The following is a 17,144-nucleotide window of genomic DNA, read 5'->3' as shown; positions in this document are numbered from 1 at the left end:
TATCGTAGCGCCCAGGAGTCTCTCGCAAGCCGATTTGCAGCGGTTCTCCGATTACGATTACGACAACGACAACGACAACGACGGTGTTGTGTTTAACCTGTTCTTGACTCGTTACTCAGCATTCCACCAGCGTAACGCCCAGACCGCCGGTACCCATCTCCCGCAATCGCGCCGGCATGGCGCGGCCGGCCTCGGCCATCGCCGCAATGACGCGATCGAGGTCTTCCCAGTGCTGGGAGGCGATCTCGTTCTTGGCGATCAGCCAGGCGTTATAGGCCTTGATGGCGCCGAACGCGTTGCGCTCGATACAGGGGATCAGGACGAAGCCCCCCACCGGATCGCAGGTCATGCCCAGGTGATGCTCCAGGGCGATGGTGGCCGCGTTTTCCGTCACCTGCGGCGACGCGCCCGTCGCCTGGGCCAGCAGCGCCGCCGCCATGGCGCTGGCCACGCCGATCTCGGCCTGACACCCCATCTCGGCCCCGGCCACACTGGCGTTCGTCTTGCAGATCAGGCCCACGGCCCCGGCGGCCATCAGCCCCTGGCGCAGCGCCTCGCGGGGGACCTGCATCCGCCGGTTGAGCGTATAGAGCACCGCCGGCATGGTCCCGGCCGAGCCCAGCGTGGGTGCGGTCACCGCCAGACGCCCGGCGGCATTGCCTTCGGAGACCGCCAGGGCAAAGCTGCTCAGTTCGCCCATGAAGGCCTCGCCGCCATCGGCCTTGGCGGCCTGCTCATTGATCCGTTTGGCCTTGCGATAGAGCACAAAGGGGCCCGGCAGGGGCCCTTCCTCGGTCAATCCGAGCGTCACCCCCCGGTCCATGGTGTCGATCACCAGGTCGAGGTGGTCATTGACCTCCGGTTCCCCGATGCCCATGATTGCCATTTCATTGTCCAGCATGATCCGGTGCAGCGGCAGGCCGGTGGCAGTGGCCCTTTCCTGCAATTGCGTCATGCTGCCGAAGCGATGCACGGGCTGGCCGCGCTCCGGCGGGGGTTCACCCTTCCAGGTGTAGAAGCCGCCGCCGGTGGAATAATACTCGCGCTCGAAGATACTGGTGCCGTCGCCGGCCAACAGGCGCATGATCAGGGTGTTGGCATAGGGAAAGGCGTGGTCGCCCAGGTCCCACACGAGGGTCGCCCCCGACAGTTCAAACTGCTTGCCCCCGATCTGGGTGGTGCGCACCTGCGTGGTGTCGTGCAGGGCATCCATCAATGCGGTGTCACAGGTCTCCGGCTGCTGCCCGAGCAAGCCGGCCAGGATGGCGCGGTCGGTCCGGTGGCCCTTGCCGGTGGCGCTCAGGCTGCCGAACAGGGTCACCTCGATCCGCGCGGCCCGCGCCAGTTGGTCTCCGGGAAGGGCGGCGACCGCCGCCCGGAAGTTGCCGGCAATGCGGATCGGCGCCACGGTATGGGAACTGGAGGGCCCCGGTCCGATCTTGAACAGGTCCTTGAGGGTGGCGGCGATCGCCCCGGCCGGCGGTGCCTGGTAACACAGGCCCGCGGGCCGCTCGCCCAGGGCCGCGGCGGGGATGCCGCGCGCGCCGACGCCCTGCGGGAGCAACAACAGGCCGCCGGCTACCGGCGCCATGGCGGACAACTTGAGAAAGTCGCGGCGGTCCATTGGATGTCTCCGGTCGATGGGCTCGCGGCCGCAGCAGACCGCGATCGTGTTACAGACGGCTCCGACAAAGTATAGCCGCGCTTCGCCGCCCGACGTGAAGGGGGTCACAAAAGACGCATCGCAGCGCGTTCCGATCCTTGGCCGTCGACCCCCAGCCGTCAGAGCAGGGTCGCGGCCCGCTCGAACGACAGCCGCGGCCCGCGGGGGTGCAAGGCGCCCGGTTCACCATAGCCCAGGGTGATGAGGAAATTGGACCGGCAGCGCCCGTCGGGGAAGAACTCGGCGTCCACCCGGGCGTTATCGAATCCGGACATGGGCCCCACGTCGAGCCCCAGGGCGCGCGCCGCCAGGATCAGATAGGCCCCCTGCAAGGTACTGTTGCGAAAGGCCGTCACCTCGGCCCAGGGCGGGTCGGCGGCGAACATGGCCGCGACGTCCGGGGTATGGGGCCACAACTCGGCCATCAGCTCCGGGAACCGGGTGTCATGGGCCAGGATCACCGTCACCGGGGCCTCGCGCACCTTCGCCACATTGCCCTCCATCAGGGCCGGTACCAGCCGTTCCTTGGCCGCGGCGCTCTGCAGAAAGACGAAGCGGGCCGGTAATGCATTCATGCTCGTGGGCCCGAACCGGGTCAGGTCATAGAGTTCGCGCAGTTGCGCCTCAGTCACCGGCCGGTCCTGCCAGCGGGGATAGGTGCGGGCGGTGCGGAAGAGTTGATCGAGGGCTTGGGCGTCGAGAGGGTGGGACATGGTTTAGTGGCCTGTAGCTGTCGTTGGTGGTGGGCAAGCAATCGAGGGCGGCCGGCGGCCGCCGCACGGCGCTGATCCATGCTAACGGTTCGCGCCTGGTCCGGAAGATAATTCCGGCGATGGTCCGACAAAATGGGTCACCGCCCACAAAGAGCCGTGCGCGCCATGCAGCAACCGGACTTCGCAACCCTGGAAACCTTCGCCATCGAGAGCGACGCCCCACGCGGCAACTGCGCGAAGAATGGGCCAGTGCGGCGCGATCTCGCGAGCGATCACGGCGTTGCGTGCTGCGGACAGGCCGGGCCGCGACTTGGGTGCGGCGCTCCCAGTCGGCCGCCGTGAAGGGGCCAACCGATACGCCTCGGTGGCCGGAACGATGATCAGAGTCATCTCGCGTCGCCTGCCTGTTTGGCCTATGCTTGGGCGTTGGTTTTTTGCTTGGAGCCCTGTCCGATGCAGCCTGAACGCCAGGTCCGCCTGTTTCGCAGCGGACGCAATCAAGCACTTCGCATCCCGCGCGAACTCGAACTCGACGCGGACGCGGCCAGCATCCGCAGGGGCGGCGAGCGTCTGATTGTCGAACCGGTGAAGCGCCGGCCTGACCTCGCAAGCCACCTTGCCGGATGGGAGCTGCTCGATGAGCCCTTCCCCGACGTGGACCAAGGTCTGTTGCCCCTGGACGACATCCGCCTCTAAGCCATGGACGGGGCGAGATCCTCACGATCAAGCAACGAGTAAGGAGCCACAGAAAAAATGCTCGCGCGCCTGGAACGGCTGGTCGAGGATCTCGCTGCCCTGCACAGCAAGCTCGTTCTGCTGACAGGTCCGCCCGGGAGCGGCAAGACCGCCCTGCTGCGGGCCTTTGGCCATCGCACCGGGGCCGAGCCCCTGAATCTGGGCGCGGAGTTGGGCCGGCGGCTCGCCGCGGTCCCCCAGCGTGAGCGCCGGCTCCAGGCGGGCAGCCTCCTGCGCGAGATCGCGGGCCCCCATGTGCGCGACGACTTGCTGTTGATCGACAACATCGAATTACTGTTCGATGCCTCGCTCGCCCTCAACCCCCTGGACCTACTCAAGCGCCAGGCCCAAGGTCGGCGGGTGGTGGCGGTCTGGCCGGGGGCACTGCGGCCGGGTGGCACTGAGCCGGAACCTGGCACCGGGGCGGGACGCCCCGGCTCCTATCGGCCGCGCCTGACCTACGCCGAGATGGGGCACGCGGAATATCGCGACTATGGCCTCGATGGCTTGGTCGCGCTCGACCTCAAGCAATAGAAAAAGGGACAGGAAGGCATGCGCTACGGGGATCTCATCCAATTCGAGCCGATCGAGTCGGTCATTCAACTGCTCGACGCGAACCGCCCCGACGAGGGGCAAAAGCTGGTCGCGACCTATGTTATCTCCGACGACATGGCCGAGCGCATCGCCGGTGTCATGATCCCGCAGATCTCCTTCGACGAGTCCGTCGACCATAAGGGCGTGCTCATCGTCGGCAACTACGGCACCGGCAAATCGCATCTGATGTCGGTGCTCTCGTTGGTCGCGGAAGACGCCAAATACGTGGCCATGCTACGCCACCCCAAGGTCGCCGAGGCGGCCGGCGCGATTGCTGGCCGGTTCCAGGTCCACCGCACCGAGGTTGTAAGCGAGATGTCGCTGCGCCAGATCGTGACCGGCGAGTTGGAATCACTACTCAAACGGATCGGCGTGGACTACCGATTCCCGCCCGCAGACCTTGTGGTCAACAACAAGGCCGCCTTCGAGGCGATGATGGCCGCCTTCGACGAGGTCTATCCGGGCCAGGGCGTCCTGCTTGTGGTCGACGAATTCCTGGAGTACCTGCGCTCGCGCAAGGACCACGACCTGGTGCTCGATCTGTCCTTCTTGCGCGAGATTGGCGAGGTCTGTAAGCACCTGCGCTTCCGCTTCGTGGCCGGCGTCCAGGAGGCGGTCTTCGACAGCAGCCGCTTCCAGCATGTCGCCGACAGCCTGCGCCGGGTCAAAGACAGGTTCACCCAGGTACTGCTCGCCCGAGCGGATGTGAGCTTCGTGGTCGCGGAACGACTGCTGAAGAAGTCCGCCGACCAACAGGACAAGATTCGCACCTATCTGACGCCCTTCGCCCGCTGCTACGGCAGCATGAACGAGCGGATGGATGAGTACGTCCGCCTGTTTCCGGTGCATCCGGACTACATCGGCACCTTCGAGCGCCTGATCTTCGCCGAAAAGCGCGGCGCGCTCGTTACCATCCGGGATCAGATTCAGGCCATGCTTGCGAATCAGGTCCCCGCCGACCGGCCCGGACTGCTTGGGTATGACCGTTTTTGGGACACCGTGACGGCCAATTCGGTGCTGCGTGCCGACCCCGCCATCGGTCCTGTGGTCAAGGTCTCCGAGGTGCTGTCCGGGCGGGTCCAACAAGCCTTTGCCCGCCCGGCCTACAAGCCCATGGCCCTGCGCCTGATCGCCGCACTGTCGGTGCACCGACTGACCACCGGCGGCGACATCTATGTCCCCCTAGGGCCGACGGCTGAGGAACTGCGCGATACCCTGTGTCTGTACCACCCGGGTATCGAGGAGATGGGGGGCGACCCGGCAGCCGATCTCCTCTCGCTGGTCCAGACGGTGCTCCGCGAGACCAGCAAGACCGTCAACGGACAGTTCATCTCCAAGGCGCCAGGCACCGATCAGTATTACCTGGATCTCAAGAAAGACATCGACTACGACGCGCAGATCGAAAAGCGCGCCGATGCCCTGTCCGACAATGCTCTCGACCGCGCCTACTTCAGCGCGGTGCGCCAGCTCATGGAGCGCACCGACGAGACCACCTACGTCTCCGGCTTCCAGATCTGGCAGTACCAGATCGAATGGCAGGAGCGGCGGGTCGAGCGCGTCGGTTATCTCTTCTTCGGTGCCCCCAATGACCGCCCCACGGCCCAGCCGCCGCGCGACTTCTACATCTATTTCATCCAGCCCTTCGACCCGCCGCGCTTTCGCGACGAACACCTGGCGGACGAGGTGTTCTTCCGCCTCAAGGGACTCGACGAGGACATCAAGCACCATTTGGCCACCTATGCCGCGGCGCTCGATCTCGCCTCCACGGCCAGCGGTAACCCCAAGAATATCTATCTCGGAAAGAGCCAGGACGCCCTGAAGGCCATGAGCAAGTGGCTACAGGAAAAGCAGATGACCGCCCTGGAAGTCACCCACGCCGGCAAGACCAAACCCCTTGCCGACTGGGTGCGCGGCGTCTCAATGCGCGATAAGGCCCGTCTGGGGGCAGACGATCGCATCAACTTCCGCGATATCGTCAATGTGGTCTCCGGGCTCGCGCTCCGCCAACAGTTTGCCGACCTCGCCCCCGAGTATCCGACCTTCTCGCTGCTCGTCACCGAGACCAACCGCAAGCAGCTTGTCGTCAGCGCGCTGCGGTGGCTGGCCGGCGGCCCCCGAACCAAAGACGCCGTGGCGATCCTGGACGCACTGGCGATGCTCGACGGCGACCGCATCGACACTGGTCTATCACCCTATGCCCAAGAGGTGTTGACCCGCCTCAAGGCCAAGGGTCACGGCCAGGTGCTCAACCACGGTGAGTTGCTGACCGGCGCCTACGACAGCGAGCACTTCGCCCCCGCCCGGTTCCGCCTGGAGTCGGACCTGTTCGCGGTCGTCCTGGGCGCCCTGGTCTACAGCGGAAACTGCGTGCTCGCCATCACCGGCGACAAGATCGACTCCGGCAAACTTGGCCAATTGGCGGAACACTCGCTGGATTCACTTGCGGCGTTCAAGCACATCGAGGCCCCGAAAGAACTCGACGTGGAGGTCCTGCGCGCGCTGTTTGAACTGCTGGGCCGCTCCCCCGGCTTGGCCCAACTGGCGACCCAAGGCTCAGAGGAGCCCGTCAAACAGTTGCAACAGGCCGTCGGCGAGCTGGTCAACCGCGGCCTCAAGGCGACGACCGATATGCCGGGCCGCCTGGCCTTCTGGGGTCAGTCACTGCTGCGCGATGAGGAGTTACGCGACTGGCGCACTCGACTCGACGCATTCAAGACCTTCACCGAGGCCCTCTCGCCCTACAACACCGTCGGCAAGCTCAAGAACCTGCGCATCGGCTTGGAAGACCTCAGGGCCCAGAAGCAGAACCTGGAGGTGCTCTCCGCCTGCGAGGCCCTGCTGGTGCTGGTCGCCGAGTTGGGTCCCACGGCCGCGTATCTGTCCCAGGCCGAGATCGTTCTACCGGGCGATCACCCATGGATCGCGCAGGCCCAGACCGAGCGGGCAGCGACCGTCGCCAAGCTCAGCGGTGCCCCCGGTGTGATCAGGTCCGGCAGCACCAGCGCCGCCATCGCCGCCGGGTGTCGCCAAGCGCTGGTGAAGTTGAAGAAGGACTATGTCAACGCCTATATCGCGAGCCACAGCAAGGCACGTCTGGGTGTCACGGAAGACAAGACCAAGACCGCCCTACGCAAGGACACCCGGCTGGTCGCCTTGCGCGCCTTGGCGGGTATCTCACTGATGCCGACCAGTCAGCTCGCCGCCTTCGAGGAGCGGCTGGCGAATCTCAAGAGCTGCTATCAGCTCACCGACACCGAATTGGTCGCAAGCCCCATCTGCCCCCATTGCAGCTTCAAACCGGCCAATGAATCGCTTGCCTTGGGTCCCGCCGCCAATGCCCTGACCAAGCTCGATGATGACCTGGATCGTCTACTCTCTGCCTGGCAGCAGACCCTGCTGGACAACCTGGACGACCCGATCATCCAGGCCAACTTCACCCTGCTCAAGGCCGCCGACCGCCACACCATCGAGGCATTTCTCGACGCACAAGCCCTACCGGAGCCGATCCCTCCGGGGTTCGTGGGCGCCGTCGCCGAGGCACTGTCGGGGTTAGAGCCGGTGACCGTAACCGGCGAAGACATCAAGCAAGCGCTGCTCGCGGGGGGTTCGCCGGCCACCCCGGAGGAACTGCGCAAGCGCTTCGAGACCTTCATCAATGACCGCTGCAAGGGCAAAGACGCCGGCAAGCTGCGGTTTGTCGTCGAGTAACCGGGACCATACAATGTTGATTCATTCCATCAAACTCAATCGCTTTCTGAGCTATGGCCCGACCTCCGAGGCGATACCTTTGAACGCCTTGAATCTGATCATTGGTACCAATGGTTCGGGCAAGTCCAACCTGCTGTCGGCGATCGACCTGATACGCGGGGCACCCAAGGACTTACCGACCCCGATCAGCGACGGTGGCGGTGTGCGTGACTGGCTATGGAAAGGTGGCGAGGGAACGCCAACCGCTGCCGTGGAAGTGGTTGTCTCTAACCCGAGAGGCCCGGCCAACCTGCGGTACGGCCTCTCGTTTACCGAAGTTGGTCAGCGGTTTCAATTGACCGGAGAGCATATAGAGAACGAGCATCCCGACTCCGGACACAAGCAGCCCATTTTCTATTATAGATTCCAGGGTGGCCGCGGCGTCCTCAACGTCAAGGGAAAGAAGCGCTCGCTACAGCATGAGGATATCGATTCAAACCAATCGATTCTTTCCCAGCGTCGGGACCCCGACCAATACCCGGAGATTACTTATCTCGCGCAGGTCCTGAGCAAGATTCGTCTCTATCGCGACTCCAGTTTCGGGCCGGTGACGGCACTGCGTCTGCCGCAGAAGGCCGACCTACCCAACGATGCACTGGCAGCGGATGCTGCCAACTTGGGATTGGTATTGAACCGTTTGCGTCGCGAGCCCAGCGTCAAAGAACGGACGCTCAAGGCACTGCGTACCCTCTACGAAGGGATTGATGACTACGATGTCCAGGTCGAGGGCGGAACCGTTCAAGTGTTCATTCAGGAAGGCCGCTTCATCGTTCCAGCAACCCGCCTCTCGGACGGGACCCTGCGCTACCTCTGCCTGCTCGCCATCCTTTGTCACCCCAAACCGCCTCCCCTGGTCTGCATTGAGGAACCCGAGCTTGGCCTGCACCCCGACATCCTGCCCACGGTCGCCGAACTGCTAAAAGAAGCGTCCGAGCGCTGCCAACTCATCGTGACCACCCATTCCGATGTGTTGGTGAACTGCATGCACGATCAACCGGAGAACGTCCTGGTCGCCGAGAAGGACGACAATGGCACCAGGCTGAAGAGGCTTAAGGCGGACGAACTGAAACCCTGGCTGGAGAAATACCGCCTCGGTGAGTTATGGATGAGCGGCGATCTGGGAGGGACACGATGGTAGCAATCACCGTCTTTGTCGAAGGTGGCGGCGACACCAACGATCTGCGTACGGCCTGCCGTCGGGCGTTCAAAACATTCCTGACCGAAGCCGGCGTGACGGGTCCACATACCATCAACGCCCGGGGCAGTCGGGGCAAGGCTTACGAGTCTTTCTGTATTGCGGTTGCGCAAGGCGCGTCGGCACTGCTGCTCGTGGATAGCGAAGCCCTGGTGTCGGCCGCGCACCAACCCGGCGAGGACAAGAGCCAATGGAAGCCTTGGGAGCATCTGCGCCAGCGTGACAAGTGGAGCAAGCCGGAAGGCGCGACAGATAAAGACTGTCACCTCATGGTCGTTTGCATGGAAAGCTGGCTCATCGCGGATCGGCAACGGCTTCAGGCATTCTTTGGTCAAGGCTTCAAACCCAATGCCCTCCCAAAGCAATCGCGATCCATCGAAGGCATCGACAAGCAAGCGCTGTATAAGAGCCTCAAGACCGCCACTGCCCACTGCAAGACCAAGGCCGAGTATGGTAAGGGCGAGCACTCGTTCCAGCTCTTGCGCCTGATCGACCCGGCCAAAGTCACCGTCGCTTCCGGTTGGGCAGAGCGTCTTATCGATGAGCTTAAGCGTCGCATGGGGCTCTTGTCGCAACCAAGTGAGGACCAAGTCGTCACCTGGTCTCAACTGACAGCAGACCAACAGGGACTCCTGACCAGGATGAACGCAGCGCACACCATCACCGAGCTCTTGGATGTGGCCGAGCGCGTCAACCGCACCGACTTCCGTGATCAGTGCTTGACGCCGCTGCTGGAACTGGGCTTGTTACGATGACCATTCCAGACAAACCGCAAAGCAGCAAGCAACGCTACCGCCTGACCGAGCGCGGGACAACGTTGCTCGCCGCGCAACAACAGAAGGACAAGGCCCCATGAACGACCTGTTTGACGGCCAGATTGCCACGGTTGGCGGACCCGTCGAATGTCTGGGACAGACCTTCCCGAGCGAGCAAGCCAGACGCGAGCACTTTATTGACATCCTGCGCGAGCGCCTAAGAGATCCGGAGTTTCGCAAGATCGAGGGGTTTCCCATCGGCATGGACGCGGACATCCTGGCCATGTCAGACCCGCCTTACTACACCGCCTGCCCCAATCCCTTTCTTGAGGCATTCGTTGCGCACTACGGGCGACCCTATGACCCCGAGCTTGCGTATCGCCGGGAGCCGATGACCATCGATGTCTCAGTAGGCAAGACGGACCCGCTCTACAAGGCCCACGGCTACCACACCAAGGTGCCCCATCTGGCCATCGTTCCCTCGATCCTGCACTACACCGAACCCGGTGACCTGGTGCTCGACGGCTTTGCCGGCTCCGGCATGACCGGGGTCGCCGCCCAATGGTGCGGGGCCGCACCGGCCGCCTACCGGCACCAGTTGGAGGGCGAGTGGAAGAGCCAAGGCAAGGAGTCGCCCCGGTGGGGGGCGCGGCGGGTCATCCTGAACGACCTATCACCCGCGGCCACCTTCATCGCTGCGAACTACAACCTGCCATTCGACGTGGGCGCCTTCGCCGCTGCCGGTCGACAACTACTCAAGGAGCTGGAGCAAGAACTGGGCTGGATGTACGAGACGCTGCATACCGACGGCAAGACCAAGGGGCGAATCGAGTATACCGTGTGGAGCGAGGTCTTCGCCTGTCCCGAGTGCGCAGGGCAGATCGACTTCATCGCCGAGGCACTGGATGCCGAGACCAAACGGGTACGGGACAGCTTCCCCTGTCCCCACTGCGGGGCCGACCTGAACAAGGATCGACTTGAGCGCGTCCTTGAATCGCGGATTGATCCGGCGACCGGCGAGCCCTGGCAGCGGGTGAAGTTTCGGCCGGCGCTGATCTCTTATGTCGCGCAGGGGCAGCGCCGGGAGAAGCGGCCGGATGCGCAGGACCTCGCGGTGCTGGAACGGATCGAGGCCCTGCCGTTGCCGCCGCGGATGCCGACGGTACGGTTTCCCATCGAGGCGATGTACCACGGATCGCGAATTGCGCCGAAGGGATTCTCAAATACACATCATTTTTTCCTGCCACGTGCCGGGCAGGCACTGGGTGCCTTGTGGCGCAAGGCAAAAGACAACCCCGACGACCGCATCCGCGAGATATTGCTGTTCTTCGTCGAACAGGCCATTTGGGGAATGTCGGTTTTAGCACGGTACGCGCCGACACATTTCTCGCAAGTTAACCAGTATCTCAACGGTGTTTATTACGTTGCCTCGCAGCACTCCGAATGCAGTCCCTGGTATATCCTCGACGGCAAGCTGGCCAGGCTCACCAGCGCGTTTCGCGCCTACCGGACGACCCCAGGGACCGCCTTCATCGGCACCGGCACGGCTGCCCGGGTACCCTTGTCGGACAATAGTATCGACTACATCTTCACCGATCCACCCTTCGGCGAGAACATCTATTACGCTGATCTCAATTTCCTGGTCGAGTCCTGGCACCGGGTCTTTACCGATGCCGGACCCGAGGCGATCATCGACCGCTTCAAGCACAAGGCCCTGCCGGAATATCAACACCTGATGCAGCGCTGCTTCGCCGAGTATTATCGGGTACTGAAACCAGGCCGCTGGATGACGGTGGTCTTCTCCAACAGCAAGGCGGCGGTGTGGAACGCGATCCAGGTCGCATTGCAGCAGGCGGGCTTCGTGGTGGCGGAGGTGACGGCCCTGGACAAGGTGCAGGGGAGCTATCGCCAGGTGACCTCGGCGACGGCGATGAAGCAGGACCTGGTGATCTCGGCCTATAAACCGAATGGCGGCCTGGAAGAGCGTTTCAATCGCAATGGCGCCACGCCGGATTCCGCTTGGGACTTTGTGCGCACCCACCTGCGGCAATTGCCCTCGGTCAAGGTCACTCAGGGCGATTTCCAGGAGTTGGTACACAACGTCGAGCGCGACCCGCGGCGCATCAAGGACCGGCTGGATGCCTGGTTCATCCGCCATGATGCCATGGTGCCCCTCTCCAGCCCCGAGTTCATTGCGGAACTGGCCGCGCGCTTCGAGATGGTCGATGGGATGGTGTTCCTGCCGGAGCAGCGTGTCGCCTACGAACAGGCCAGGTCGCGGATTCCCCAATCCAAACAGGCGGAGTTATTCGTTTCGGACGAGCGCAGCGCCATCGATTGGCTGACCCGGTTCTTGTTGAAGCGCCCAGCGACCCGTTCGGAGATCCTCCCCGACTACATGCCGCAGATCGGCGCGGCCAAGAAGAAGGGCGAGATCATCCCGGAGTTGGGCCAACTGCTGGACGACAGCTTCCTGTGCTACGACGGCGCGGGCGAGGTCCCGAGCCAGATCCACAGCTACCTCTCGACCAACCACAAGGACTTGCGCGGTCTCGCCAAGGACCACCCGGCCCTGGTCGCCAAGGCGCAAGACCGCTGGTATGTACCCGACCCGAACAAGGCCCAAGACCTGGAGAAGAAGCGCGAGAAGGCCCTGCTCAAGGAGTTCGCGACCTACCAGGCACACACCGGCCGACGCTTGAAGGAGTTCCGCCTCGAGGTCCTGCGCGCCGGCTTCAGGGCCGCCTGGGCAGCCAAGGACTACCGGGCCATCGTCGCCCTCGCCGCGAAGATCCCGGAAGAGGCACTGCAAGAAGACGAAAAACTGCTGCTGTGGTATGACCAGGCCCTTACCCGCTTGGAGTCCGAGACATGATTGTCGGGTTGACACTGCGCAATTTCAAAGGCATTCAATCGCTCGATGCGTTGCCGCTGTCGCGCTTTCAGGTGTTGGTCGGGCCGAACGGCGTCGGCAAGACCACCGTATTGGATGCGATCGACTTCGTGCGCGATTGTCTGGCCCATGGGCCTGGGACGGCAGTGGAGTCGCGGGGGATCGCGGATTTCAATGACCTGACCTGGATGCGGCGCGGTGGGTCGGTCGAGATTGAACTGTGGCTGGACCTTTCCGCTGAGTTGTCTGCACTTTCTGACAGCCTGTTGCAATATCGCCTCGTCATTCGGCAGGACGCCGAACTCGGGGTCTGCGTGGAGGATGAGGCACTGCGTCAATACTCTCGTGCCTGGCTGCCCAAGAGCGGCAAGCTACGTTTTAGCGCGTCGGTCAAGCCGAAGCGTTTGCTCGGCAAGACCTCGAAAGGCACGGATTATTATTCGCGGGAAAAGGGTACCTATAAGGATTCTTTCAATTTCGGACTCGATAAGCTCACCCTGGCCCTGACGCCACCTGACGAGGAACTTTACCCGACGGCCAACGCGGTGCGCCGCTTTTTGATGCAGGGGGTGCGTTACATTCAGCTCAACAGCCGGGCGATGCGCCTACCGTGCCCGGCAACACGAGGGACTGACCTGGATCTGGATGGCACCAACATGGCCCGGGTGGTTGGTAGACTACTCGATACCAATGGCCAATCAGCGCCGCGCGTGGCAGAGTCCAAAGCAATAACAGTGCTCCGGCTCCGGAAAAGATACAACCGACCTCGATGGGCAGAGCCCGACTCGGCGGTGACTCGCTGGGTGGAGCATCTGCGTTACGCCCTGCCCGATCTGGTCAACATCGGCTGGGACCGGCGCCAGGCCGACAACGCCGAGTTCCTGGTGCTGCGCTACGAGAACGGTCTGGATGTGCCGAGTTGGCTCTTGAGCGACGGCACCCTGCGCATGTTGGCCCTGACCCTGCCCGCATTTCTCCCCGCCGAGTCTGCACTCTACATGGTCGAGGAGCCGGAGAACGGGGTCCACCCCAAGGCCCTGGAGATCATCCTGCGCTCACTTTCGACCATTCCGGGCGGACAGACGCTGTTGGCCACACATTCACCCTTCGTGGTGCAGCAATGCGGCATCGAGTCCTTGCTCTGCTTATCGCGGGACAAGTCCGGGACTCACATAACCCCCGGCCCCAAGCATCCAATGCTGAAGGAGTGGGACGGCATACCCGATCTAGGGGTGATATTCGCCGCCGGACTCTTGGAATGACGGCTAAGGCAATGAAGGATTTGCTGGTCTACACGGCGGATGCCGATGCCCTGGCCCTGATGCGCTCGGTGCTCGGACGGCCTGATGCGCTTGGCATCCGCTCCATCGCCTTCGATATCGAGCGCCACCCCCAGCGCGATGCCGGGATGGTGCAAAGCGGCGCTGAACTGGCGCGGATGAAGAAGGGTGGTTATGACAAGGCGCTGTTGCTTTGGGATTTCGCCGGTTGCGGTCGCGAGCATCGGATGTCTGCGCAAGAACTTGAGATAGAGGTTCAAGCCCGGCTCGACAGCTACTCCTGGTCCGGGCGAAGTGCCACGACTGCCTTGGTCCCCGAGGTCGAGGTTTGGTTGTGGCATTGCGAGCCAGCCCTCGCCAAGCATTGCGGGGTGACGGTGGAGGCAATCGGTCCTTGCCTGAACGCCTTCGCGGTTAAGCAGGGTAAGCCGCTGGAGACATTGAAGCAGGAGCAGCCCAAAGAGCTGTTCGAGCACCTCATGCGTGAGCACCTGCGCCGCACTATCTCGCCGCGAGACTTCGAGGAAATCGGTCGGCAGGCCAGCATCAAAGGTCTCCGGAAATGTCCATCGTTCGAGCGGATCGTCGGTATTCTGCAGGGCTGGTTTCCGCCATGAGCGCCTGGGTCGATCGCATCCTGCGTGAGTTTCCGCCCGACCTGGCCCGTCTGTGGATCGCGGCGGACCCCGACGCGGTGCTGTTGGACGAGCGGATACTGGCTGGGTTGCGCACCCGGGGGTTTGAGGTGCTGCCCTTCGAGGACCCGATTGCCTTTCGGGCCGAGTACGAGGAGCGCTACCGGCAGGCCTGGGACCGCGGTGAGGAGGGGCGGGCCTTGAGCCTGGTGTTGCATCTGCGTTCCGCGGAGCCGGACGCGCTGCCCTGGGACTATCTGCGTCAGGCGCGGACGGTTCACCTGAGCCTGGCGAACCTGTTTCCTTCTTTAAGCTACGGCGTGGTCAGGCAAGTCGCCGCGGAGCATCTGGACGCACTGTTCGATGCGCACGCCAAGCACGCTTTCCAGTCGCTCGGTGAGGCGGCGACCAAGGCATTCATCCTGACCCATGTGTTCCGCCTCGCCCCGCACCTGATCGGCCGTGGGGTGGACCTCTGGCGGGAACTGCTGCGGCTGCATCACCGGGATCTCGTACTGCCCCCGGTCCTCATCGAGCACATGGCCCGGATCATCGGGGCAAACGACGCCTTCACAGGATTGCCGATCAATGAACTGTTGTCCTCGAAGTCAAGCACACTGCGATGTGTTCAGGACGCCTGGTATCGGTATCTGAAAGACCTGGGTGTCACCGGCTCGCGTATCGCGGAGGCAACGCCGCCGGGGCACGGGGTCAGGATCGCGATTGACTTCGCTCATCCGGATATTCGGGGCCTGGTCGATTCGATGTTCCTGGACGGGACCCTTCATCCCCTGGCCGTGCACTACCTTCCCGCCGACCTGCCGGCCACTGTCTCGAAAAGCATTGCGATTGGGATCGTCAAGGACCCCGCAGCACTGCGCAACCTGGTCGTGGACGGCCTGAAAGCCCTGGTCGAGACACTGCCGACCACCGAGGCCAAGCACCGGGACTGGGGGGCCTTCGCACGACGGTTCGGCGAGGCCCTCGCCCGTTTCCACAGCCTTGATACCGCCCGCGCCCAGGGTCTTAAGGAAGACGTTGCGCAGTTGCAGCGTCTCGCGGATGAACGTCTGCTGGCCTGGATGACTGAACACTATGCGGTCCTGCCGTCTCTGCCGGCGGCGAATGCGCCAGCCATGGTGCACCAGATCCCGCGCTTCCTGGCCCTGCGCCGCAACGCCGCAGAGCCACGGGTGGCGCTGCTGGTTTTCGACGGGCTGGCCTTGGACCAATGGGTTCAAATCCGCGAGGCGGTCACGGCGCGGGCACCGCGGTTCGCGTTCGCGGAAGGGGCCTGCTTCGCCTGGCTCCCAACCCTGACCGCCGTTTCCCGTCAGGCCCTGTTCGCCGGGCTGCGGCCCCGAGAATTTGCGGACTCGTTGGAGACCACCCACCGGGAGCCGGCCCTGTGGTCCCGCTTCTGGCAGGACCAGGGGTTACGCCCCGGCGAGGTTCTCTACCGCAAGGGCGTTCGCCGCGCCGATCAGCTCGACGCGTTGGGGGTCGCCCTGGCGAACCCGGGCGTCCAGGTGGCGGGAATCGTCGTCGACACCATCGATGAGATCGTGCACGGGGCCATCCTGGGCAAACGGGGGATCGCGAGCCAGATCGCGAGTTGGTGCGAGTCCGGCTTTGTCGACGGACTCTTTGCGCTATTACTCGATCAGGGCTTCCAGGTCTACTTGACCGCCGATCATGGCAATTGCGAAGCCGTCGGGATCGGGCGGCCGAATCAGGGTGTGATCGCGGAGACCCGGGGCGAACGGGTGCGGGTCTATCGCAGCGCTGTGTTGCGGGCCGAGTCCGCGGCGCAGTTCCCTGGAACCTTCAGCCTTGAGGTCCCGGCTTGGTCTCGCGACTTCCTGCCGTTGTTTGCCGCTGGCCGAACCGCCTTCGTCACGTCTGGCGAGGCGCTGGTGTCGCACGGCGGCTGCTCGATCGAAGAGGTGATTGTCCCCTTCGTGAAAGTGAGTGACGGGCGTTGAACAACACCCCGGCCGCCGCGCCCCGGATCGGTTTCGATCGATTCATTCCGCTCGACTGGGCGACGTGCGCACTCAAGGTGCGCGGCGGGGCTCAGGACGCCGAGACGATCGACACGCTGTTGGATACTGCGGGGTTGGGGATACCGTCCAGGACCAAGACCCGCAGCGTCCTCAACGGCCTGTGGCTGGAACCACGCGCCGAGCTGATTGGCTTCGCCCAGCGGTGTCTTGGTATTTGGCAGGAGTTCCCCGAGGTGCCCGTCCCGGCCCTCTGTTGGGGTATGGCCATCGCCGCCTATCCCTTCTTCGGCAAGGTCGCCGAGTTGGTGGGCCGTCTCACGACCATCCAGGGCGACTGCACGGCCGCCGAGCTTCATCGCCGCCTGGCCGAGACCTACGGCGAAGGTGAAGTCACCCGGCGCGCCGCCAACCGGGTGCTCCAGACCCAGGCGAGTTGGGGCACCTGCGAGCGGGTCGACAAGGGGCGACGTGTAATCCGCAACCCGCCCACGACCATCGCCAATGAGGCGTTGATCGCCTGGCTCATCGAGGCCGCCATCCGCTACACCGGGCGCGCCATCAGCGTCTCCGGGCTTGCGTCCGCGGCCGTGCTCTATCCGTTCCGGTTGGATCACTCGCTCACCCTCGTCGTGTCCCGCAGCCCGACCCTGGAACTGCGCTCCGAGGGGTCTGGTTCACCGCTTGTCATGATCCAATAGTTGTCTGGACCGCGGGCGCAGTCGCGGCCCAGTCGGCGTGCCGAGCGCGAGGGCGCTGGTCCGCTGGTCCGCTGGTCCGCTGGTCCGCTGGTCCGCACAGCGGACCCTTGTATGCTCTGTTCCAGGGATTGACAGGGATGGTGGATACACGGATGTTGCGGAGCGTGCCCGGGAAGCCGTCGGACCCTGAAGCCTCGAGCTTGTACGTAGATTGGCTCCCCGCCCTCTTC

At 63.8% G+C, this 17,144-nt stretch carries 14 protein-coding genes; 11 read left to right on the top strand and 3 right to left on the bottom strand.

Features of this window, described 5'->3' with window-relative positions:
• Positions 1–115: 115 nt before the first annotated feature.
• The 3 genes from QZY48_RS00785 to QZY48_RS00775 all read right to left on the bottom strand — a co-directional run bounded on the left by QZY48_RS00785 (position 116) and on the right by QZY48_RS00775 (position 2,766).
• Entirely contained in the window at positions 116–1,624 is a 1,509-nt protein-coding gene (locus QZY48_RS00785; protein ID WP_295426524.1) for an L-serine ammonia-lyase, read from the bottom strand.
• A 158-nt stretch (positions 1,625–1,782) separates the two neighbouring features.
• A complete protein-coding gene (locus QZY48_RS00780) occupies positions 1,783–2,376 on the bottom strand; it encodes a malonic semialdehyde reductase (RefSeq protein ID WP_295426523.1) in 594 nt (197 codons plus the stop codon).
• A gap of 81 nt (positions 2,377–2,457) precedes the next feature.
• Complete coding sequence (locus QZY48_RS00775; protein WP_295426521.1) at positions 2,458–2,766, bottom strand: hypothetical protein; 309 nt, start codon at positions 2,764–2,766, stop codon at positions 2,458–2,460.
• Positions 2,767–2,829: 63 nt separating this feature from the next.
• On the opposite strand from QZY48_RS00775, the gene QZY48_RS00770 reads away from it, so the two are divergent.
• The 11 genes from QZY48_RS00770 to QZY48_RS00725 are packed head-to-tail and all read left to right on the top strand — an operon-like array spanning position 2,830 to position 16,914.
• The gene (locus tag QZY48_RS00770; protein ID WP_295426520.1) at positions 2,830–3,072 is read left to right on the top strand and encodes an antitoxin; all 243 of its coding nucleotides are present in this window, start codon (positions 2,830–2,832) and stop codon (positions 3,070–3,072) included.
• Positions 3,073–3,129: 57 nt separating this feature from the next.
• On the top strand, positions 3,130–3,645 hold the full coding sequence (gene brxF / locus QZY48_RS00765; protein ID WP_295426518.1) for a BREX-3 system P-loop-containing protein BrxF: 516 nt from the start codon (positions 3,130–3,132) through the stop codon (positions 3,643–3,645).
• 18 nt (positions 3,646–3,663) lie between these two features.
• Entirely contained in the window at positions 3,664–7,413 is a 3,750-nt protein-coding gene (locus QZY48_RS00760; RefSeq protein WP_295426516.1) for a DUF6079 family protein, read from the top strand.
• A gap of 13 nt (positions 7,414–7,426) precedes the next feature.
• Positions 7,427–8,590 (top strand): AAA family ATPase, encoded by a 1,164-nt coding sequence (locus QZY48_RS00755; protein ID WP_295426514.1) that lies wholly within the window; start codon positions 7,427–7,429, stop codon positions 8,588–8,590.
• Entirely contained in the window at positions 8,584–9,402 is an 819-nt protein-coding gene (locus tag QZY48_RS00750; RefSeq protein ID WP_295426512.1) for a DUF4276 family protein, read from the top strand. The genes QZY48_RS00755 and QZY48_RS00750 overlap by 7 nt, the downstream gene beginning before the upstream one ends.
• Positions 9,399–9,503 carry a Fic family protein gene (locus tag QZY48_RS34530; protein WP_366929615.1) on the top strand — a complete coding sequence of 35 codons (105 nt, stop codon included), beginning with the start codon at positions 9,399–9,401 and terminating at the stop codon, positions 9,501–9,503. The genes QZY48_RS00750 and QZY48_RS34530 overlap by 4 nt, the downstream gene beginning before the upstream one ends.
• On the top strand, positions 9,500–12,277 hold the full coding sequence (locus QZY48_RS00745; RefSeq protein ID WP_295426510.1) for a DNA methyltransferase: 2,778 nt from the start codon (positions 9,500–9,502) through the stop codon (positions 12,275–12,277). The genes QZY48_RS34530 and QZY48_RS00745 overlap by 4 nt, the downstream gene beginning before the upstream one ends.
• Positions 12,274–13,557: an AAA family ATPase gene (locus QZY48_RS00740; protein WP_295426508.1), complete on the top strand. Its 1,284-nt coding sequence runs from the start codon at positions 12,274–12,276 to the stop codon at positions 13,555–13,557. The genes QZY48_RS00745 and QZY48_RS00740 overlap by 4 nt, the downstream gene beginning before the upstream one ends.
• Before the next feature lie 11 nt (positions 13,558–13,568).
• A complete protein-coding gene (locus QZY48_RS00735) occupies positions 13,569–14,192 on the top strand; it encodes a hypothetical protein (RefSeq protein ID WP_295426506.1) in 624 nt (207 codons plus the stop codon).
• Positions 14,189–16,195 carry a BREX-3 system phosphatase PglZ gene (pglZ, locus tag QZY48_RS00730; protein WP_295426504.1) on the top strand — a complete coding sequence of 669 codons (2,007 nt, stop codon included), beginning with the start codon at positions 14,189–14,191 and terminating at the stop codon, positions 16,193–16,195. Before QZY48_RS00735 ends, pglZ begins: the two co-directional genes overlap by 4 nt.
• Entirely contained in the window at positions 16,192–16,914 is a 723-nt protein-coding gene (locus QZY48_RS00725; RefSeq protein WP_295426503.1) for a hypothetical protein, read from the top strand. The genes pglZ and QZY48_RS00725 overlap by 4 nt, the downstream gene beginning before the upstream one ends.
• Positions 16,915–17,144 lie beyond the last annotated feature (230 nt).

The sequence above is a fragment of the uncultured Thiodictyon sp. genome (genome assembly GCF_903828115.1).
Classification (GTDB): Bacteria; Pseudomonadota; Gammaproteobacteria; order Chromatiales; family Chromatiaceae; genus Thiodictyon.
This window is presented reverse-complemented; position numbering and strand designations above follow the sequence as displayed.